This window comes from Candidatus Limousia pullorum, from assembly GCF_057405065.1.
Genome location: NZ_CM171614.1, coordinates 728283 through 750177 on the forward strand (window position 1 = coordinate 728283; position 21895 = coordinate 750177).

Here is a 21895-nt window from a genome sequence, read left to right on the forward strand (position 1 = left end):
TTTTATTTCCGACCTGCAAAGGTCAGTTTAAAAAATAAACGTAATTTCAGGTCGGGCGAGACCTTCCGCTGTTTCCTTTGGAATGGCTCGCTCTCATAACACTTTATTCAAACAACAATTTTATTGTTTGACTTGTATAAAATTAAAAACAATCAGTTGTTAATTGTAAACGCATAATCAACGTGGGCTTTCTGGAACTGTATAAGGAAATTATCGTCCAAAGAAACCTCGGTGATTTCGCCGGTTTTCATGTTTTTAAGCTTGCCCACATTGTTTTCTATTTCGTCGTCGCCCAAAACCATGGAGAATTTTGCCCCAATCTTATCGGCGTACTTCATCTGAGCTCTAAGACCTCTGCCTACAACGTCTGTTTCGGCGATAAGTCCGGAGGTTCTCACCTTGCTTGCCAGCTCAAATGCCTTAAATGAGCCTTTTTCACCAAGGCCTGCAATGTAGATATCGCAGGTTTCAGGCTTTGGAATTTCAATTCCCAGCTTATCCATAAGTATCAAAAGTCTTTCGATACCCATTGCAAATCCCAAAGATGGGAGATGCTGACCGCCAAGCTCCTCAACAAGTCCGTCGTATCTTCCGCCGCCGCAGACTGTTCCCTGTGCGCCGATGCAATCGGTTACGAACTCGAAAACTGTCTTTGTATAGTAGTCAAGACCTCTTACGATTGTCGGATTTACTGTGTATTCAATATTTGCAGCGTCAAGATATTTTTTAACACCCTCGAAATGCTCACGGCATTCGTCGCAGATGTAGTCAAGAACCTTAGGTGCGTCCTTTGCAATCTCAGAGCATACCGGGCTTTTGCAGTCCAGAATTCTCATAGGATTTCTTTCAAGTCTTGAAAGACAGGTTTCGCAGAGCTGGTCTTTGTACTGCTCAAAATATTCCTTTAATGCCTTGTGATAATTTTTGCGGCACTCAGGACATCCTATTGAGTTTATCTCAAGTCTTAAATTTTCTATATTCAGTCTTTTGAAAACGGAAGCCGCCGCACTTATCATCTCGGCGTCAGCCGCAGGGGAAGAGGTTCCGTAGCATTCCAGACCGAACTGGTGGAACTCTCTGAGTCTGCCTGCCTGTGGTTTTTCATAGCGGTAACAGGAAACAAAATAGCTTGCTTTTACCGGAAGTCCGTCGTTATATATTGCATGCTCCAGCAAGGCTCTTGCAGCGCCGGCAGTTCCCTCCGGGCGCAAGGTTATGGAAGCGTCGCCTTTTGTGCTGAAAGTGTACATCTCTTTTTGAACCACGTCAGTGGTTTCGCCGACGCCTCTTGAAAAAAGCTCGGTATGCTCAAAAACAGGTGTGCGGATTTCCTTAAATCCGAAGGCTTGAGCTTCCTTTCTCATAATTTCCTCTACAAACTGCCATTTGTAGCTGTCTTTTGGGAGAACATCCTCGGTTCCCTTAACTTTTTTCGTTATAAGCGCCATACTTTTCCTCCAAATATTAAAAAATCAAATAATAAGCATAATTTAAAATTGAATATTATTAACCTATATAAACAGCAAAGGGACTGCTGAAACCTCAGCAGAACCCCTGTTAATATTTTTTACCTTTATATAATAAGTTTATTTCAAAATATTTCTCCAGTCCAGGTCGCCTCTTTCAAGTCCGTGGATTAAAAGCTCCGCAGTGGCTATATTTGTGGCAACCGGTATATTGTACATATCGCAAAGTCTTAAAAGATTCATGTCGTTAGGTTCGTGAGGCTTAGGATTCAATGGGTCTCTAAGGAAAATAAGCATATCAATTTCGTTGCAGGCAATTCTTGCAGCAATCTGCTGGTCGCCGCCCTGCTTGCCGGACAGGAATTTCTGTATTTCCAAACCTGTTGCCTCGGATACAATCTTACCGGTTGTGTCCGTTGCGCATATATGATGTCTGCTCAAAACTCCGCAGTAAGCAATGCAAAACTGTACCATAAGCTCTTTTTTCTCATCATGCGCAATAATTGCGATATTCATAACTATAACCTCCAGTTTCATAAATCTTGAAAAATGTTTCTGTTTATCTATGAAAGACAAAATAAATCTCTAATATGTAATCGGTATGAATTATGTTTACATTCCAAAGGACAAGGGCACGTTTACTCCCATAAGTCTTGAAACAATGCTGTCAAAAACTACGCCTGCTGAAGACCAGCAATTTTTTCCGCATCCGCTCTGCATCAAAGCGGCAATTCTTATATCGTCGGGAACAAGCCCGATAAGCTGTGTCTTACATATGTCTATAACCTCATCCAAATCTTTATAAATCCCCATTGTTCTGAAATTCTTCTCATTAAATCTGTTTATAATGAGTCTTATATCAGTAATACCCTTCTCTGTAAGCTTTTTGCGCACATTAAGACAGCCTCTAACGCTGGTGGGTTCTGCGTTCACCACAATAAGCGCCTTTTGCGCCGGTTCAATAGCGGTGTCAAAAGAACTTCCCACACCCGCAGGAGCATCAATTAAAATATAATCGTAATTATCCTTAAGTTCGTCGGTTATCTGTTTCATAACCGCCGGACTTACTTCATCCGCAGCATCTATTGGGGCAGGCAAAAGGTACAGTCCCGGAATATCCTCCGCCGAATATATAGCCTTGCTGTAGTCGCAGTTTCCGCAGACCACGTCCGAAACATCGAAAACCACATTTTTTTCGATTCCCAGCATAAGGTCAAGACCTCTCATGCCGCAGTCGCAGTCTATAAGCAAAACATTTTTTCCCTGTTTTGTAAGGGAAACGGCTATTCCGGCAGAAACGGTGGACTTTCCTGTTCCGCCTTTTCCCGATGCCATAACAATTATTTGGCTCATATAATCATACCTCTTATTCATTTTATCACATTCATACAAAATTTGCAACGAGCTTCACGGTTTATTTAATAAAATATATATTAAAAATTTTGTTAAATTTCAATAAATAAAAAAGAATTTTGTTGCTCATTCAACAATATTTGCTCAAAATTTCCCCGTTGAACCGAAACCGCCTGTTCCTCTTTCTGTGGAATTTATATCAATAACCTCTTCATACACTGCACAGTCTACAGGCATTATAACCATCTGAGCCACTCTTTCTCCCGGCTCTACAGTATAGGAAGTTTGAGAAATATTGCAAAGTCCCACGCAGATTTCACCTCTGTAGTCGCTGTCGATAACCCCAACACCATTACTTAGGCAAATTCCGTGTTTAATTCCCAGTCCGCTTCTGGCATAAACAAAAGCGGCATAATTCTTATCGGGAATTTCAATAGCAATTCCCGTCTTTATTACCTTTATTTCTCCCGGATTTATCTTAACCGGTTCATCAATGCAGGCAAACAGGTCAGCACCGGCTGACCCCTCAGTAGCCCTCTGAGGAACTACCGCCTTTTCATTTATTTTTTTGACCTTTATTTTCATAGTTGTCTCCTATTTTATTTTTCCTTTTATGAATTTTCCTTGTGGGTGTAAATTCATTTTTTGAAATTTCTTTTTAAAAAACTTTCAATACCAGTTTTTAGCAATTTTTTAATTCTCTAAAGAAAAATTATCTGTTGTTTTTTGTTTAACAAGGAAAAGGTTGAAAAGTTTTCCACATACCCATTGTGGAAACCGTTAAAACTTTTCCTTATTTTACCCCTCGGGAATATAATCCATTGGTTTTCCTCACTGTCAACATGGCGAAATCCTTGAATTTCTCAAGGTTTTCCACTGTTTCAACAGAGTTATCAACATAGAAGAGATAGTATTTAACATCTGTGGAAAACATTGTGGATAACTTGTCAATTAGCGTTAATATTTTACAATTTAGGATTTCACAGGTGGTTCCGTCGCAAAAAACAGCAAAATCCTCGCTTTTTCTGTCACGGATTTTCAGCGTCTTTTTGCAAGTTTTGCAGTCAAGTCCTGCACTTTTGCCGGGACAGTTCCTTGTAAGCATAAGGGGGATTTTTCCGTAAACCATAACGCCTCTTTCAATATCGCCGCCCAAGCCGTTTATCTGTTCCTTTGCCATTTCAATGCTCAGTTCTGCGTCAGCAAGACCCTGTTCCTTAAAGAAATTCAAAGCGTAAGTGTTTGTTATGTTCAAACCAAAACCGCCGTGAAGGGTAAATCCCTGCTTTCTTCCAAGATAAACTGCGCCGATATTTGAAGCCAAAACATCTTTAACCCCGATACCTTTAAGCTTTTCCAAGGTTTTCTCAATTCTCTGGTCAAGTGAGAACATTCCTCTGGGGATTTCTGCGCCAACATTTACTCCCTTTTTAATAAGGTTAAGGAAATTTTCTTCAGAAGAAAAAAGCGGTATGAAAACCATATCAAATTCCGAGAAAAACTCCGGCGGCTTTTTGTTTGATTTCCAGACTGCATAATTTTTGTCCTTGCCCTTTCTTCTGTGTGGGGCAAACTCCGAAAGAGTGACCTCCTCAACAAAAGCATTTTTATTTTCACTGCGGATTTTTGACAGTTCATCAAGGGCGCTTCTTCTCATATTATTTATAACGGAAAGGGGGATAGTCACGTTTTCAGCTATCTGAAAATTTATTTCCTTAAAAAAGTAAGGTGTTCCGCCTGTTTTTTCAAGCTGCTGCTTCACTTTTTCCTCTGTGACGGCGGCTTTTATAGGGATTTCTCCCAAGGCTTCACCCTTTACCGAAACTGTGTTTTTCCCGTCTGTCACCTTTAAAACCGGATATTCTCCGGAAAAAAGCGAAAAATCCCCGGAAAGTCCAACCCTCTTAGGCTGGTCTTTAAAGAGATTTCTAATCTGTGAGAACATTTTCTCAGAAACGGCTGTTACGTCCTCGTGACGTCTTATTCCAAACATATCTTTCCCACGGCGGTCCTTATAATACCCGTCGGTAAATCCCGAACGTGAAAAAACTCCCGTTAAATATTCCCTTGTCTGCTCTGTTACAAAGCCCAAATCAAGGCTTTCACGGCAGGCACGGACAGCACTTGCCACATACTCCGGTCGTTTCATTCTGCCCTCGATTTTTGCTGAGTTTACGCCGATTTTTTCAAGCTCCGAAAGATAATCTATAATACTGTTGTCCTTAAGGCTTAAAGCATAGCCGCCTTTTCCGTTTACACCGAAGGGCAGACGGCAGGGCTGGGCGCAGGCTCCACGGTTTCCGCTTCGTGAACCCAGCATTGCGCTGAAATAGCACTGACCGGAAACACACATGCACAGTGCGCCGTGAACAAACACCTCAAGCTCTATTGATGTGGCTTTTCTTATCTCCTTTATTTCCTCCATGGAAAGCTCACGGGAAAGCACAACCCTTTTAAAGCCCAGTTCCTCCAAAAACTTTGCGCCTGATGGAGAGTGAACGCTCATCTGGGTTGAGCCGTGGAGAGGAAGCTCCGGCACATACCTTTTAATAAGGGAAACAAGACCGAAGTCCTGTACAATAACTCCGTCAATTCCTGCGTTATAGGCTTTGATAACAGTGTTCAAAGCCCTTTCGCACTCCTTATCAAAAATAACCGTATTTGCGGTAAGATACGCTTTAACACCGCACATGTGGCAGTATTTAACCGCCTTTTCCATTTCCTCAAAGTCAAAATTGTGGGCGGAGGCTCTGGCGGAAAATTCCTTTGCACCAAGATAAACTGCGTCCGCTCCGCTTTTTACCGCCGCTTCAACGCTTTCCATCCCCCCGCAGGGGGCAAGTACCTCAAGCCTGCTCATTTGTTTCTTCCGCTTTCTTTTTATTTCTCTTTCTGTTGTTTCTGGGCACGTACTCTTTTTTGCCGGGACGCTTGTTTTCCTTTACCTCAGACCCATGTGACTCCTCGTCGGATTCTGATTTTTCTGAAGAGTTTTCCACATGGTCGCTTTCTGATGTTGAAACTTCCTCGGTTTTTCCGGACTCAAGCAGTGAAATCTGCATTTTAAGTGTCTGAATTTCGCTCATAAGACCCTTAATCTGCTCTGTAAGCACAGAGTTTTTCTCTTTTTCGTCGAAAAGCTCTTTATTTCTTGCGATAATTTCTTTCTGTGCTCTGTTAATATCGTCGCAGAAATCCATGCAGGAGAGGACTGCGGCGGCAGTTATTGAGAAATGCTCGTTTTCTCTCTGAACCAGTTTTATTTTATTGTCTGTCTGGCGGGCGATTTCCTCAACGTAGTTCAAATCCTCCTGATTGATTATTGTAAATATCTGACCCGCAAGGGTGACTGTGATTTTTTTATCCATAGCTGACATCCTTTCCTTAGTCTTTGATTTTTCCCCTTTTATTATAGATTATACAAAGATTTTTTAAGCGTTAAGTAACTGTAATTTCTGCCAAAAAATCAAAGATTTTACCCTTTATGAAATAAAACAATTATAATACATTCTTTCTGTTACGTCAAACAGATGAAAGGAAAAAAGAGTTTCTTAAAAATGTTTAAAAATCTTTCTAAACATCCAAAATATATAAATCACAGCCTTTACAAAGTTTTTGATTAAACAGTTTTCACAGAAAAAAATCTCCATGAAAACCGGTGATTTCACCCTATAATATAACCTTTATTTTCCTTTTTTACTCACCTTACAATCGTCCTAAAATGATTATATTTGTGCAAACTACACAGTTTTTTTACAAATATTTCTTAGGTTAAAATGTATTTTTTACGTACAAAATCGGTTTTGGGTATTGAATTTGGATTAAACCTATAGTATAATACAATATGTCGCTTTACACTGTTTTCCCGTGTTAAGCGTTGACATATATTTCTTTTTATTATTAAAATTTTGTTTTTTCAAATCAATTAAAACGGCGTAGGGTTCGTGAAATTTATAACATAAAAAACGCCGCATTTTTAGGAGGAAGAGTATGAAATACAATCTTACTGTTAAAGAAATCTCAGATAAAATAGGTGCTAAGCTTTCCCACAATTTCGGTGTAGCACCTGAAGAGGCAACCTACGAGCATTTTTACAAGGCTGCTGTTCTTGTTTGCCGTGACCTTATGAGCGAGGGCTACAAGGAGTTCACAAACAAAGCAAACGAGCAGGGCAAAAAGCAGGTTTATTACCTCTGCATGGAATTCCTCATGGGAAGATCACTTAAAAACAACATCTTCAACCTCGGTCTTGAGGACACACTCAAAGAGGCTTTGAAGGGATACGGCATTTCCCTTGACAAGGTTTACGAGCAGGAGCCTGACGCAGGTCTCGGAAACGGCGGTCTCGGACGTCTTGCAGCATGCTTCCTTGACGGTCTTGCATCACAGGCTTATCCATCAATGGGTTATTCCCTGAGATATGAATACGGTATTTTCAGTCAGAAGCTTATCGACGGCTGGCAGACAGAGCTTCCTGATTTCTGGCTTCCCGGCGGCAGCGTATGGCTTCACGCTCATCCTGAAAAGGCTGTAGAGGTTTCCTTTAACGGAAGAGTAAAGGAATTCTGGATTGGCGGAAACCACAGTGTTGAAATTGAGGGAGCAACAAAAATCAACGCTATTCCTTATGATATGCTGGTTTCCGGATACAACGGCAAGGGTATCAGCCGCCTGAGACTTTGGGCAGCAGAATCCAAAATTTTCGATATGGACGCTTTCAACGGCGGCGATTATGTAAGAGCCATGGAGCAGAAAGCTATGTCCGAGGCAATCACAAAGGTTCTCTATCCCGGTGACAATCATCCGGAAGGAAAGAGCCTCCGTCTTACTCAGCAGTATTTCCTTGTAAGCGCAACTGTTCAGGATATCGTAAACAGACACCTGAGAGTTTACAAGACAATGGAAAACTTCGCAGAGAAGGTAACACTCCACTTGAACGACACACACCCGGTTCTTGCAATTCCTGAGCTTATGAGAATACTCCTTGACGAGTGCGGCTACAGCTGGGATAAGGCATGGGAGATTGTTACAAACTCTGTTGCATATACAAACCACACAGTTATGAAAGAAGCCTTAGAGTGCTGGGGCATTGATATGTTCCAGAAGCTTCTCCCAAGAATTTATCAGATTATAGAGGAGCTCAACAGACGTTACTGCGCAGAGCTTCACGCAAGAGGCATCGACGGCTATCAGGTTGGCAGAATGGCAATCATCAACGAGGGCGTTGTTAAGATGGCAAACCTCGCTGTTATGGCAAGCTACAAGGTAAACGGCGTTTCCGCTCTCCACAGCGAAATCCTCAAGGATACCGTATTCCACGATTATTACACAGTAACACCTGCTAAATTTACAAACGTTACAAACGGTATCGCTCACAGACGCTGGCTCAACCAGTCTAACCCGAAGCTTGCTTCACTTCTTACAGACCTTATCGGCGATGGCTACATCACAGACGCTTCCAAGCTTGAAGAGCTGAAGAAGTACAAGGATGATTCAGCTGTTCTTGATAAGCTTGCTAAGATTAAATACGAAAATAAAGTTTACATGGCTGACTACATCAAGAAGCACAACGGTATCATCGTTGACCCTAACTCAATCTTTGACGTACAGGTTAAGAGACTTCACGAGTACAAGAGACAGCTTATGAACGCTTTGCATATCCTCTCAACCTATCAGTGGCTGAGAAACAACCCAAATGCAGACTTTAAGCCAAAGACCTACATTTTCGGAGCAAAGGCTGCACCGGGCTACTACTTCGCAAAGAAGATTATCCAGTTCATCATTCATCTTGCAAATACAATCAACAACGACCCAAGAGTAAATCAGAAGCTCAAGGTTGTATATCTCGAGGACTACAGAGTTACAGTTGCTGAAAAGCTTATCCCTGCCGCAGAAATCAGCGAACAGATTTCACTTGCAGGAACAGAGGCTTCCGGTACAAGTAACATGAAGTTCATGATAAACGGTGCTGTTACAATCGGTACACTTGACGGCGCAAACGTTGAAATTCACCAGGCAGTAGGCGATGACAACATTATTCTCTTCGGTATGACAACACCTGAGGTTGACAGAATTAAGAAGCAGAGCTATATTCCATCCAACTACTACAGAAACAACCAGATTATCAGAGCAGCAGTTGACGAAATCAATGCTTCCAAGTTCTCCGATATCGCAACATCACTTCTCAACGTTGACCCATATATGGTACTTGCAGACTTCGGCGATTATTCATTCGCACAGCAGAAGGCTTCACAGATTTACGGCGACCAGAGAAAGTGGAACCAGATGTCACTTATGAACATTGCAGGCGCAGGCATCTTCGCTGCAGACCGTTCAATAAGAGATTACGCAAACAACATTTGGAACCTCAAGCCTGTTGATGAAGACTGATAAAAGTTAATCTTTCAAAATAAATGAAATATCCCGTCATCAGACGGGATATTTCTCTTAAAAGTATTAAACCTGGGGTGATTTTATGTATCCGTTATTTGACTCTAAGTGCTATTTCTACAGAAGTCCATTTGGAGCTGTAGAAGAGGGAACAAAGGTGCATTTTCAGATTCTCGTACCGTCTGAGCTGAGATGCAGCAGGGCGCAGCTTGCCATAAAATACGATGAGGACGCCGACTGGAATTTTATAAATATGCTTTGGCAAATAGGCTTTGACAACACAACAGGTCTGTGGGTCTGCGACTTTACCCCCGAAAAAGAGGGACTGTACTGGTACAGCTTCAAAATAAACACAGCCGAGGGTCAAAGATTTATAGTACCATCCGACGACCCCAACGAAAAGAGCCAGTTAAGCCGTTCCCCATGGAGGTCATGGCAGCTCACCTGCTATAAAAAGAACTTTAAAACACCGAAATGGCCTGTAGGCGGAGTTATGTACCAGATTTTCCCCGACAGATTTTATTTCAGCGGAGAAAGAAAAAACATAACACGAACCGACCTTACCATAAATGAAAACTGGTATTCACTGCCAAAATGGTGGCCTAACGAGCAGGGCGAAATAACAAACAACGACTTTTTCATGGGCGACTTAAAGGGAATAACAATGAAGCTTCCTTACCTTGCAGATTTAGGCGTCACCTGCATTTATTTGAACCCGATATTTGAAGCCTATTCAAACCACCGTTACGACACAGGCGACTACAGCAAAATCGACCCCATGCTTGGCACAGAAGAGGACTTTGAAGAGCTTTGCAGCGAAGCCAAAAAGCTTGGAATACACATAATAAACGACGGAGTATTCTCCCACACCGGTTCCGACAGCATTTATTTTAACCGCAGCGGAAAATACGGAGACGGGGGAGCATTCCGTGACCAAAATTCACCCTATTACAGCTGGTACAAATTCTCAAACTGGCCCCACAATTACAGCTCATGGTGGGGATTTTACACCCTGCCGGAGGTAAACGAAACCGACCCCAATTTCAGCGAATATATAAACGGAAAAGACGGTATAATCAGAAAATGGATGAAAAAGGGAAGCAGCGGCTGGAGAATTGACGTTGCCGACGAGCTTCCCGACGAGTTCATAAAGAACATCAGGGACAATATAAAAGATTACGACCCGGACGCCTTTTTGATAGGCGAGGTTTGGGAAGACGCCTCAAACAAGGAAAGCTACGGCGCAAGGCGCAGATTTCTTTTAGGCGAAGAGCTTGACTCGGTAATGAACTATGTTTTCCGCAACGCAATTATAGACTACATCAAGGGAGCAGACGCCCTTGTGGTTATGAATTCCATAATGACAGTTGTAGAAAACTATCCAAAGCCCGTATTAAACGTGCTTATGAATCTCCTTTCAACCCACGACACAGAGCGAGCAATAACAGTTCTTGCCGGCGAGCCGTTAAACGGACGTGACAGAAACTGGCAGGCTCACAAGCTTTTAAGCCACGAGGAATATGTCAGAGGTATCAAGCTTATGAAGATAGCCTCCGGTATTCAGTACACACTGCCCGGCTTCCCATGCGTCTATTACGGCGACGAAACGGGAATGCAGGGTTACAAAGACCCATTTAACCGCCAGTGCTTCCCATGGGACTATGAAAACCAGGAGCTTATCGACTGGTACAAGGCCTTGGGCAAAATGAGAAAAGTCTGTACCGCCCTTTGGGAAGGGGAGATACACAACGCCTTTTCCAAAGGAAAATTCCTTTCCTACATTCGCCACGACGAAAACACAGGACTTTTCTGCGGCTTCAACACAGGCGATACTGAAATCGAGATAGACTGCCCGCCGGGTTACGCCTCAGGCACGCCTTTAATGGGCACCCGCATGGAAAACGGCAAGCTCTACATCCCGCCCCTTTCTTCATCATTTATTTTAATCTAACTCCGCCTTATTTTTTATATCCGACCTGCAAAAGCTTCTTTTATAAATAAACGTCATTTCAGGTCGGGCGAGACCTTTTCCTAAGTCTTTGAAATGGTTCGCTCTCGATTGGGTTTCATTTTTCAATTATAATCTTACAGCCACGGTTATTTTGTAAACCGTGGCTGTTTTTTATTTTTCTTTTATGTAAATATTTGTTACATCGGGTAGGGCAAAATATTATTAACCACCAGCAAATAGATAATTCCTATAATCGCAAGTACAAGAACCGCATCTAAAAAAATTCTCAATGCTACCATAAGAGTTGTATCACTTCTTATATTTACCACCATAGCCAGCAGAAAAATATAAATAAAAAAAACAATAATAGAAATCGGTATTTGCAATATTCCAAGTATTTTCCTTGAATACATATCTATATAAAAGATTAAAAATAATATAATTACCGCCAGCACCTTGAATATATAACGAAAAACTCTGTTTCCTTCATAAAGCTTCCAAAACTTGGTTTTTCCCAAGTGCTTTTCCAAAAAATTATATTCCCAGTTATACATATTATTTTCCGCCTCCTTATCTATAAATCCAAACATCAAAATTTCAAACAATTACATAACAAAATATATATTTTATTACCCTCATTATATCATACCTAAAACAAAAATCAATTAAATTATAATACAATTTATAACTTTGTATAAATAACTAAAAAACCCCATAATTTTTCGTTACTTTTATTTCCGACTTTTTTATATCCGACCTGCAAAGGTTGTTTTTATAAATAAACTTAATTTACAGGTCGGGCGAAACCTTTTTCTTATTATTTGGAATGGTTCGCTCTCGATAGGGTTTAATTTTTTCCATTATAAATCTACAGCCACGTTATTTTATCTCCGCCTTGCAAGACTTCTTTTTAATAAATAAACGTCATTTCAAGGCGGGCGAAACCTTTGTTTTTTATATCCGACCTGCAAAGGTTGTTTTTATAAATAAACTTAATTTACAGGTCGGGCGAAACCTTTTTCTTATTATTTGGAATGGTTCGCTCTCGATAGGGTTTATTTTTTTCCATTATAAATCTACAGCCACGGTTTAAAAAAATAACCGTGGCTTTTTATTAAAATTCATAAAAAAATCGGCTTCCTTTTCGGGAAACCGATTTTTATAATAAATTATTATTCTGCTGATTCTGTGTTTTCTTCCTCTGAAATTGCTTCTTCCGCTTCGTTTTCCGCAATTTCATCGGGGTCGGTTTCAAGGCTTACAACCTCTTCATCGCTGTCGTGAGGTGCTCTTGCCAAGGTCACAACCTTACTGCCCTCGGAAACCTTCATAACGGTAACGCCCTTACTTGGACGTGAGCATACACGGATTGATGACGCCTGAATCCTTATAATTACACCGTCTGATGAGATAATAATAATATCATCGTCCATGTCAACGACCTTAATCGCCGCAACGTCGCCGTATTTCTCCACATGATAGTTGGTAAGACCCTTACCGCCTCTGGACTGTATTCTATAGTCGCTGAGCTTTGAAAGTCTGCCGTATCCTGTTTCTGAAACAGTGAGAACATAAGCGTCCTCACGGACTGTACTCATGCCGATAACCTCGTCGTCCTCACGGAGTGTAATAGCCTTAACACCTCGTGCCTGTCTGCCCATCGGGCGCACGTCGGTTTCCTTAAAGCGTATAGCCATGCCCTTTTTAGTGGCAACAATAACTTCGCTTTCGCCGTCTGTCATTCTTACCCAAGCAAGCTCGTCGCCCTCGTTAAGCTCAAGTGCAATAAGTCCGCCCTTTCTTGCTGTATTATAGGCGTTAAGCTCTATTCTCTTGACGATACCCTTTCTTGTTACCATAATCAGGTACTTGTTTTCGTCAAACTCATGAACCTTAATCATGGATGTAACATGCTCGTCAGCGTCAATAGGCAAGAGGTTTGCTATATTCATGCCCTTTGACTGGCGGCTTCCCTCTGGAATTTCATAGCATTTAAGTCTATAAACCCTGCCCTTATCTGTAAAGAACAGAACATAGTCGTGGCTGTTTATAATAAACATTTCGGTTGCCACGTCCTCTTCACGGCGTGTCATACCTGCAACGCCTCTGCCTCCACGCTTCTGGGTCTTATATGTGTCGATTGAAAGACGCTTTACATATCCGAACTGGGTGAGTGTGAGAACGCAGTCCTCCTGAGGAATAAGGTCCTCAATATCAACCTCGCCGCTTACGGAAAGAATTTCTGTTCTTCTCTGGTCGGCATATTTATTTCTTACAGCGTTTACTTCTTCCTTAATTATCTGCAAAACTCTTGAATGATTGGAGAGAATATCCTCGTAGTCATCAATTTTAACATGAAGTGCAGCGATTTCATCCTCGATTTTCTGTCTTTCCAAGCCCGTAAGCTGTCCCAAACGCATCTGAACTATTGACTGCGCCTGAATTTCATCAAGTCCGAATCTCTCCATAAGTCTAAGCTTAGCTTCGCCCTGGTCTTTACTTGATCTGATTATAGCGATAACCTCATCGATAAAATCTATAGCGATTTTCAAGCCCTCTAGAATATGCATTCTCTCTTTAGCTTTATTCAAATCAAACTGTGTTCTTCTTGTAACAACGTCAACCTGGAAATCTATATAATGATTTAAAATATCCTTTAAAGTCAAAAGCTTAGGTTCGCCGTTTACAATGGCAATCATTATAACGCCGAAAGTAACCTGAAGCTGTGAATATGAGAAAAGCTGATTTAAAACAATCTGAGGTGAAGCGTCACGCTTTACGTCGATTTCAATATGCATACCGTTTCTATCGGAATGGTCCTCGATATTTGAAATTCCCTCAATTCTCTTATCCTTAACCATATCGGCGATACTTTCAATAAGTCTTGCCTTATTTACCTGATACGGAAGCTCTGTAACAATAATTTTAAATCTTCCGTTTTTCTCTTCAACGATTTCCGCCTTAGCTCTGACAACAATCTTACCTCTACCGGTAGCATATGCGGCTCTTATACCGCTTCTTCCCATAATTGTTGCACCTGTAGGGAAGTCAGGGCCCGGGATATACTCCATAAGATCGGCAACAGATGCGTCCGGGTTATCAATAAGATAATCCATAGCGTCTACAACCTCGCCCAAATTATGAGGCGGAATATTTGTAGCCATACCAACTGCGATACCGCTGCTTCCGTTTACCAAAAGGTTAGGAAAACGGCAGGGGAGAACCACCGGCTCCTGAAGTCGGTCGTCGTAGTTTGGCATAAAGTCAACTGTCTTTTTATCTATATCAGTGAGCATCTCCATTGAGATTTTACTCATTCTTGCTTCTGTATAACGGTAAGCAGCAGGCGGGTCGCCGTCCACAGAACCGAAGTTTCCGTGACCGTCCACCAGCATATATCTCATGGAGAAATCCTGTGCAAGTCTTACCAAAGCGTCGTAAACTGAAGAGTCGCCGTGTGGGTGATAGCTACCCAAAACCGCACCGACAGTATCAGCGCACTTATGATAAGGCTTATCGTAAGTAAGGCCTTTCTCAAACATTGTATACAAAATTCTTCTATGCACAGGTTTCAGACCGTCCCTGACATCGGGCAGCGCTCTTGAAACAATAACGCTCATTGAATAATCAAGAAAGGATTTTCTCATTTCTCTCTGTATGTCAACGTCAATAACCCTTGACTTTTCCATCATCTCTTGAAAATTATCCAACTTCCAACACCTCTTTTTCTTTTATCTCCGCCTTGGACAGGTTCATCTGTCGGAAAACCTCCGCCATGCGGCGGTTTTAACTTCCTTTTCCTGACGAAGATTTTTATTTCCGACGGGGAAAGGCTAAGATTGAAATTAGCTCACATTTTCCGTCGGGCGAGACCTTTTATTTTATATCCGACCTGTAAAAGGTACTTTTAAAAAAATAAACTTCACTTTCAGGTCGGGCGAAACCTTTTCCGCAGTCTTTGGAGTGGCTCGCTTTCAATTCACTTTGTTTTTTATTATTTCTTTATAGAATTATCATCGTAGGGGCGGATTATATATCCGCCCGGTCGCAGTATGTTTTTTAATAAAAACTATTTATTTTATAAAGATGTATTTTATTGATTGATGAACCAAATTCTCGTTTTTAAATTTGATATTGGTTCATCTCATGGAACAAATAATTTTAATTTTTAATTATTCATTCTTAATTCTTAATTTTCCTTAATATCATTGGAAATCATTGCGAAAAGTTCCGGCAATTTCTTTTTTACGTTTATTGGCTTAAATGTTTTTGAGTCAACAAAACCGTGCTCCGTTGTTCCGCTTCCAAGCAAAACACCGTCGCTCTTTCTTTTTACCTCGTAATACAGCACCATTTTTGCCGCAGAAAGCTTTGTAGCTCTGGTTTCAACCACCACAACGTCCTCATACTTTGCCGGAATACCGTAATGGCAGGTGAGATTGATAAGAGGCATCATAACGCCGGCTTCTTCCATTTCCGTATAGCTTATTCCGAACATTTTTATATAATCGGTTCTTCCTGCCTCGTACCATATTGGGTAAACGCTGTGATGAACTATTCCCATCTGGTCTGTTTCAGCATATCTCACTGTCAATTCAGTTTTAGATATTTTCATTATTTTCGCCTCTGTTTTTTATCAATGTAAATTTTTTACTCTTATAAACTATCCGACTGTTTAGATATAATCCCATATCAAACCTTATCGATGGCGAGCCATTTTAAGTCGCTTAATAAAACGCCTCGCCCGCCTTGAAACGGTGTTAATCTTCAAACTAAAGTCTTGCAAGGCGGAAATAAAAAACTCGCCCGACCTGTAATGGAAGTTAATTCTTATATCCGCCCTTTGCAGGTCGGATATAAAAAATTTAAACGTCGAGATTTTGAACGTATTTTGCGTTTTTCTCTATGAATTCACGGCGTGGTTCTACCTTGTCGCCCATAAGGATTGTAAAGGTTTCGTCGGCGGCTTCTGCATCGGAAAGCTCTACCTTCAGCATAAGACGTGTTTCCGGGTTCATTGTTGTTTCCCAAAGCTGTTCGGCGTCCATTTCACCAAGACCCTTGTATCTCTGAACCTCGGTTTTACCCTCGATTGATGCCAAAAGTCTGTCACGCTCCACGTCGTCGTAGGCGTAAAAATGCTCCTGCTTTTTGCCTGTGCCCTTTGTAATTCTGAAAAGGGGAGGCTGAGCAATGTATATATGTCCCTGTTCGATAAGTGGACGCATAAATCTGAAGAAAAATGTCAAAAGCAAGGTTCTGATGTGTGAGCCGTCAACGTCGGCATCAGCCATGATAATGACTTTTCCGTATCTCAGTTTTTCTATGTCAAATTCGTCGCCGATACCGCATCCGAGAGCTGTGATAACAGGAGTCAGCTTGTCGTTTCCGTAAACCTTGTCAAGACGTGCCTTTTCAACGTTGAGCATCTTTCCCCAAAGGGGGAGAATTGCCTGAAAACGTCTGTCACGTCCGCCCTTTGCGGAACCGCCTGCGGAATCTCCCTCGACGATGTAAATTTCTGTAATTTGATTGTCGTTTGACTGACAGTCTGCAAGCTTGCCGGGAAGCTTTGTATTTTCAAGGGCAGTTTTTCTTCTGACACTTTCCCTTGCTTTTCTTGCGGCTTCTCTTGCTCTTGAAGAGGCGAGAGCCTTTTCAAAAATAACCTTGGCCACGCCCGGATTTTCTTCAAGGTAAGCTGAAAGCTTGTCGCTTATAAGCTTATCCACCATTGTTCTGATTTCCGTGTTGCCAAGCTTTGCCTTTGTCTGTCCCTCAAACTCAGCTTCCTTAAGCTTTACGCTGATTATAGCTGTAAGTCCCTCACGAACGTCCTCACCGGTAAGGTTTTTGTCGGTGTCTTTAAGCTTGTTAAACTTTCTTGCGTAGTCGTTCATAACCCTTGTGAGGGCACGCTTAAAGCCCTCCTCGTGAGTACCTCCGTCGGTGGTATGAATGTTGTTTGCGAAAGACAAAATAAACTCGTTGTAGCTGTCATTGTACTGCATTGCAACCTCAACGGAAGCAGTGTCGTCCTCGTTAGTTGCGGCAAAGTACATAACAGACGGATGAATAACATCAAGAGATTTTTTTCTGTGAATATACTCAACAAAGCTCTTGATACCGCCCTCGTAAACAAAGTTGTTTGTTATTATGTTTTCAGGGTCTCTCTTGTCGGAAAGCTCGATATGAACTCCGGCATTGAGGAAAGCCTGTTCTCTCAGTCTTTTTTCAAGAATTTCGTAATCGTAAACGTCGGTTTCCTGGAAAATTTCATTGTCCGCCTTAAAGGTAACAGTTGTACCTCTGTCGGTGGATTTTCCGATTATCTTAATATCGTCGGTCTGTTTTCCTCTTTCAAATCTCTGGAAATACAAGTCCTCTCCGTCGCAGACCTTTACTTCAAGCCAAGTTGAAAGGGCGTTTACAACAGACGCACCAACTCCATGGAGACCTCCGGAAACCTTATAGCCGCCTCCGCCGAACTTACCGCCGGCATGAAGCACGGTGAAAACAACCGTAACGGCTGAAAGACCTGTTTTTCTGTTTATGCCTACAGGTATACCACGTCCGTTATCCTTAACCTCTATTACGTTTCCCGGCAGAATTGACACATCTATTTTTGTGCAGTATCCGGCTAAAGCCTCGTCGATTGCGTTGTCCACAATCTCATATACAAGGTGGTGAAGACCCTTAGGGCCGGTTGAACCGATATACATACCGGGACGTTTTCTAACCGCCTCAAGACCTTCCAAAACCTGTATTTCGTCAGCGCCGTATTCGTTTTCTACTTTGGTTATTTCGTTGCTGTTAATGTTGTTTGTTTCGTTTAATTCCAAAATTTTGCCCTCCTTTGACAGGACTTGCTATTATTCGACAAACGCTGTTTTTCTTTCATTTTTTCTTCTTTGACTCATTCGATAACTTTTGTTCTGTCTTTTTTATTTTCTTAAAATCTATAAAAAACGGAACGAATATAAATCCTAAGATTACATACGCCACCGTGGAAATAAGTAGTGGGGTAAGGTTTAAAGAATTCAGGTTGTTGAGAATAATCAAATTTGTCACAACAGCCAGTATGAGAACAATCGCCCCCAAAACGACCATTCCCCTTAATCTTTTTACTTTAAATTCCTTTTTGCAGTGATAGCAAACTTGAACTTTTTCTTTTTTGTTTAATTTTCTTACTTTATTGTATCTGTATATGGTATGACAATAGGGACAAACAGGCAATTTGAACATTTTATATCACCTTGATTTTCTTTTGTTTGCGGCTCTTCTTTGAGCTCTTTCTTGTTTTTTTGTCTGCTCTAAGGTTTTAAGTCTTTCGCGGACAACGTCCCTGTATTTTATATAAGGCTTTAATTTTATATAAAAAGGAATCAACAGATAGAATATCACCATTGGCAGAAAGCTTAAAGCCACCAGTGTTATATTGTCTGTGCTTTGAAAAATCATATTGATAATTATAATCAAAATTGAAATAAGCAGAGCCGCAAGAAAAACCTTTTTAAGCTTTTGGCTTACACTTATTTTAGACTCTCTTTTACAGCTGCTGCAAACATAGTCGCACTTTGATTTTATCACAAAAGCTCTGAAATAGGGTACTTTTTTCCCGCAGTAGGGACAAGTTGCCAGCTTCATTTTAACATATCCTTTCTCAGCCCGTTGTTCCTTTTCAGTAAGGTTCGGCTTGAAATCTGACTGATATACACAGTGGTTTTATTATTTTCTGAACAAACAATAAATGACTTGGGGAGCTCCGTGGAAACATTTATAACATTTCCCGCCTTTTCGGCTTTTGTCAGATAATCCCTTGTGTTTTTCGATATGGTGGTGGTATCAAGGTCAAAAATTCCTAAAATGCTTTTTGTTGTGACCACCGTATTTTCACCGAGATGCAAATACATTCAGTCTCCGCCTTTCACGTATTTAGTCACAGCGAGGACATAAGGCGCACCTTACCTCTGTCTATTTTAAATATCCTGCCGTTTTTAAGCTGTTCTTTGTTTGACTCTTCACAGCAGGTTATAAACACCTGATAATTTTCCGTTTTGTTTAGTAAATAATCCTGACGGCTGTTGTCAAGCTCAGACAAAACATCGTCAAGCAAAACTATAGGATTTTCACCGGTTATTTCACGGTGAAGCCTTGCTTCCGCCAGCTTTAAAGACAAAACCGTGCTTCTTTGCTGACCCTGCGAGCCGAAATTCCTTGCGGAAACTCCGTTTATCTCCATATTTACGTCATCTCTGTGGGGGCCGGTTCCCGTATATCCTCTCATCAAATCCTCTTTTACTCCGGCTCTTAATTTTTTCAACATTTCTTCCGCCAACTGTTGAGAAGTCAGGTTTTCTGTTTCAAAATTCGTGTCATAGGTTATCTTTAAGACTTCTCTTCCTGAGGATATTCCATCGTGATATTCTTCCGCACACAAATTCAATTTCTTAATATAGTCAATTCTCTCTTTAATCAGCAGTCCTCCGAGACTGCAAAGTGCGGTATCCCAAATTTCCAGAGTTTCCATAAGCTCACGGTGCTTTGGTATATCTTTAAGCAAAGCGTTTCGCTGGTTTAATGTTTTGTTGTATTTTCCCAAAACGGACGCATATTTTACCTTTTGTCTGCAAATTGCGCTGTCTATAAATTTTCTCCTAAAGGCAGGGCCGCTTTTCACAAGGGTCAAATCCTCGGGAGAAAACACCACAGCGCCGGTTTTTTCCACCAGCTCGGCGGCAGATTTAGGTATTGCGTTTATAAGTATTTCTTTTTTGTCTTTTTTATTCTGTGTTGGATAAAAGTTTATCTGCACATTCTGAACACGGTTTTGTGAGTAAAATTCCGCATAAAGCCGGGCTTTTTCACTGTTAAAGCCCACAAGCTCGCTGTCCTTTGCGCCTCTGAAAGAGTGGGCGCCGCACAAAACCCAAACCGCCTCTAAAAGATTGGTTTTACCCTGAGCGTTTTCGCCGTAGATTACATTTACTTTTTCTCCCGGCTCGATAAATCCGTCCTCAAGATTTCTAAATCCTTTAAAGTTCAGTTTTAAAAGCTTCAACTTTTACACACCTCAACAGTAACTCCATTGCATACGGCGGTATCGCCCTCACGCATTTTTTTGCCTCTCATTGTGCAGACCTCTCCGTTTACTGTAACCTGACCGCCCTGAATCATAACCTTGGCGTGGCCGCCTGTTTCCGCAGCTCCTGCAAACTTCAGCAAATTATCCAGACGGATAAACTCCTCCCCGTCCTTCAGCTCAATTCTTTCATATCTCATAAATAATTAACACACCATCTTTCTTTTATACCCGCACAAGGCCTTGGAGGACGCTGTCCTCCAAACCACCTGCAAAAGGAACCGATATCCCCTTTGAATCCCAAAATTTTGATTTGATAATATATAAAAATTACGCCAATCTCATTGGAACTACCAAGAACAGGAATGAATCTCCGGATACAGGTTTTACAATCATAGGGGAAAGGCCGCCGTTTATCACAAGTCTAACCTCGTCTGTGTCGGCATTTTTAAGTGCGTCAAGCAGATATTTATGATTAAAACCAATGGTTACATCGTTTCCGGCAATGGTTGTTCTCAAAACATCAGTTGCTTTTCCCACTGCGGTTGAGCAGGAAAGTCTGATTTCATCACCTGTAAAGGTGCATTTAACAGGGCTTTGAATTTTTTCGCTGGTGATAAGAGCCATTCTTTCAACAGCGCTTATCAAAACTCTTGTGTTTATATTTACAACAGTTTCTTCGCCCTTAGGAATTGTGGTTTCGTAATCAAGGAATGTTCCCTCGATAAGTCTTGAAATTATGGAATATTCCTTAACCTTGAACATTACATGTCTTTCGCCAACAATTATTGAAACCATTTCCTCTTCGTCATTGCCCAAAAGCTTTAAAAACTCTGACTGGGTTTTTCCCGGAATAACAAACCTTGTGTCACGGTCATAGTCGATAGCTTCTGTTCTGATAGCCATTCTGAAACCGTCAACAGCTACAATTCTCAGGTTTTTGTTTGAAATCTCAAAAAGAGAACCTGTATAAATGGCCTTAGCGTTGTTTTCAGACACAGCGTAAATGGTTTGCTTTATCATATTTTTGATAAGACCTTCTTTTATTACAATCTCATCTGTTGTTTCAAAGGTAGGAAGGTCAGGAAATTCAACGGAGCTAATACCTACAATCTGGTAATCAGCCTGTCCGCTGGTTATATATGTTATAAGTCTTTCGTCTGTTTCCATTGTGACAACTTCTTCTGGAAGCTTTCTCACAATTTCAGAAAAAAGTCTTGCCGAAACAACTATTTCTCCCGGTGTAAGCACGGAAGCTTCTATTTTAGTGGTTATTCCTATTTCCAAATCATAAGCTGAAAGGATAATATGTCCTTCTTTTGCTCTTATAAGTATTCCTTCAAGGGCAGGAATTGTTGTTTTGCTTGAAACCGCTCTTGAAACATTGGTTACAGCGTTGGCAAGATCTGTTCTTGAACAGTTAAACTTCATTGTTTTTATCTCTCCTTCTGTTTCAACATTCCTAAGAGGCTGCAGGCCTCTTTCATATCATATGATATGTTATGATTATGATTAAATTAGAGTAGTAGTAGTAGGGGGTGTTGAAATGTTTAAGACTAAAAAAAATTAAGTATTCATCGAAAAAATTCAAGTAAAAATTTTACTTCCTCGAACTTTGAGGAATGTTGAATACTTATCAACATTTCAACTTGT

Annotated in this window: 18 protein-coding genes; 2 read left to right on the top strand and 16 right to left on the bottom strand. The window is 41.1% G+C overall.

The genetic code is table 11. The features are described 5' to 3' along the window. Window positions 1–152 precede the first annotated feature (152 nt). The 6 genes from hisS to CGICJO_RS03260 all read right to left on the bottom strand — a co-directional run bounded on the left by hisS (window position 153) and on the right by CGICJO_RS03260 (window position 6187). A complete protein-coding gene (hisS, locus tag CGICJO_RS03235; RefSeq protein ID WP_087378033.1) occupies window positions 153–1448 on the bottom strand; it encodes a histidine--tRNA ligase in 1296 nt (431 codons plus the stop codon). A gap of 138 nt (window positions 1449–1586) precedes the next feature. Further along, a complete protein-coding gene (locus CGICJO_RS03240; RefSeq protein ID WP_087378035.1) occupies window positions 1587–1982 on the bottom strand; it encodes a methylglyoxal synthase in 396 nt (131 codons plus the stop codon). Window positions 1983–2078: 96 nt separating this feature from the next. Then, window positions 2079–2819, bottom strand: a complete 741-nt coding sequence (locus CGICJO_RS03245) for an AAA family ATPase (protein ID WP_486499630.1) — start codon at window positions 2817–2819, stop codon at window positions 2079–2081. 144 nt (window positions 2820–2963) lie between these two features. Beyond that, a complete protein-coding gene (gene dut / locus CGICJO_RS03250; protein ID WP_486499631.1) occupies window positions 2964–3404 on the bottom strand; it encodes a dUTP diphosphatase in 441 nt (146 codons plus the stop codon). A gap of 208 nt (window positions 3405–3612) precedes the next feature. After that, window positions 3613–5679, bottom strand: coding sequence for a U32 family peptidase (locus CGICJO_RS03255; protein ID WP_486499632.1), 2067 nt, complete (start codon window positions 5677–5679; stop codon window positions 3613–3615). Further along, a complete protein-coding gene (locus CGICJO_RS03260) occupies window positions 5666–6187 on the bottom strand; it encodes a cell division protein ZapA (protein ID WP_486499633.1) in 522 nt (173 codons plus the stop codon). Before CGICJO_RS03260 ends, CGICJO_RS03255 begins: the two co-directional genes overlap by 14 nt. A gap of 622 nt (window positions 6188–6809) precedes the next feature. Between CGICJO_RS03260 and CGICJO_RS03265 the strand changes: the two genes are divergently transcribed. Together CGICJO_RS03265 and CGICJO_RS03270 are read left to right on the top strand one after the other, a co-directional pair. Continuing rightward, the gene (locus CGICJO_RS03265) at window positions 6810–9209 is read left to right on the top strand and encodes a glycogen/starch/alpha-glucan phosphorylase (RefSeq protein WP_087378044.1); all 2400 of its coding nucleotides are present in this window, start codon (window positions 6810–6812) and stop codon (window positions 9207–9209) included. Window positions 9210–9294: 85 nt separating this feature from the next. Next, window positions 9295–11160: a glycoside hydrolase family 13 protein gene (locus tag CGICJO_RS03270; protein WP_486499634.1), complete on the top strand. Its 1866-nt coding sequence runs from the start codon at window positions 9295–9297 to the stop codon at window positions 11158–11160. Window positions 11161–11357: 197 nt separating this feature from the next. On the opposite strand, the gene CGICJO_RS03275 is transcribed toward CGICJO_RS03270, so the two are convergent. The 10 genes from CGICJO_RS03275 to dnaN all read right to left on the bottom strand — a co-directional run bounded on the left by CGICJO_RS03275 (window position 11358) and on the right by dnaN (window position 21673). After that, a complete protein-coding gene (locus CGICJO_RS03275) occupies window positions 11358–11714 on the bottom strand; it encodes a hypothetical protein (protein ID WP_486499635.1) in 357 nt (118 codons plus the stop codon). Window positions 11715–12332: 618 nt separating this feature from the next. After that, window positions 12333–14849: a DNA gyrase subunit A gene (gene gyrA / locus CGICJO_RS03280; protein WP_486499988.1), complete on the bottom strand. Its 2517-nt coding sequence runs from the start codon at window positions 14847–14849 to the stop codon at window positions 12333–12335. A gap of 500 nt (window positions 14850–15349) precedes the next feature. Continuing rightward, window positions 15350–15775, bottom strand: a complete 426-nt coding sequence (locus tag CGICJO_RS03285) for an acyl-CoA thioesterase (protein ID WP_486499636.1) — start codon at window positions 15773–15775, stop codon at window positions 15350–15352. Between the two features lie 250 nt (window positions 15776–16025). Then, window positions 16026–17978: a DNA topoisomerase (ATP-hydrolyzing) subunit B gene (gene gyrB, locus CGICJO_RS03290; RefSeq protein ID WP_486499989.1), complete on the bottom strand. Its 1953-nt coding sequence runs from the start codon at window positions 17976–17978 to the stop codon at window positions 16026–16028. A gap of 79 nt (window positions 17979–18057) precedes the next feature. Beyond that, on the bottom strand, window positions 18058–18405 hold the full coding sequence (locus CGICJO_RS03295; protein ID WP_087378056.1) for a hypothetical protein: 348 nt from the start codon (window positions 18403–18405) through the stop codon (window positions 18058–18060). Window positions 18406–18411: 6 nt separating this feature from the next. Next, the gene (locus tag CGICJO_RS03300) at window positions 18412–18807 is read right to left on the bottom strand and encodes a hypothetical protein (RefSeq protein WP_486499637.1); all 396 of its coding nucleotides are present in this window, start codon (window positions 18805–18807) and stop codon (window positions 18412–18414) included. Further along, window positions 18804–19073: an extracellular matrix regulator RemB gene (gene remB, locus CGICJO_RS03305; protein ID WP_087378061.1), complete on the bottom strand. Its 270-nt coding sequence runs from the start codon at window positions 19071–19073 to the stop codon at window positions 18804–18806. The genes CGICJO_RS03300 and remB overlap by 4 nt, the downstream gene beginning before the upstream one ends. 26 nt (window positions 19074–19099) lie before the next feature. Beyond that, on the bottom strand, window positions 19100–20221 hold the full coding sequence (gene recF / locus CGICJO_RS03310; protein WP_486499638.1) for a DNA replication/repair protein RecF: 1122 nt from the start codon (window positions 20219–20221) through the stop codon (window positions 19100–19102). Then, a complete protein-coding gene (locus CGICJO_RS03315; protein ID WP_486499639.1) occupies window positions 20218–20442 on the bottom strand; it encodes an RNA-binding S4 domain-containing protein in 225 nt (74 codons plus the stop codon). Before CGICJO_RS03315 ends, recF begins: the two co-directional genes overlap by 4 nt. A 130-nt stretch (window positions 20443–20572) precedes the next feature. Then, window positions 20573–21673, bottom strand: a complete 1101-nt coding sequence (gene dnaN, locus CGICJO_RS03320; RefSeq protein WP_486499640.1) for a DNA polymerase III subunit beta — start codon at window positions 21671–21673, stop codon at window positions 20573–20575. Window positions 21674–21895 lie beyond the last annotated feature (222 nt).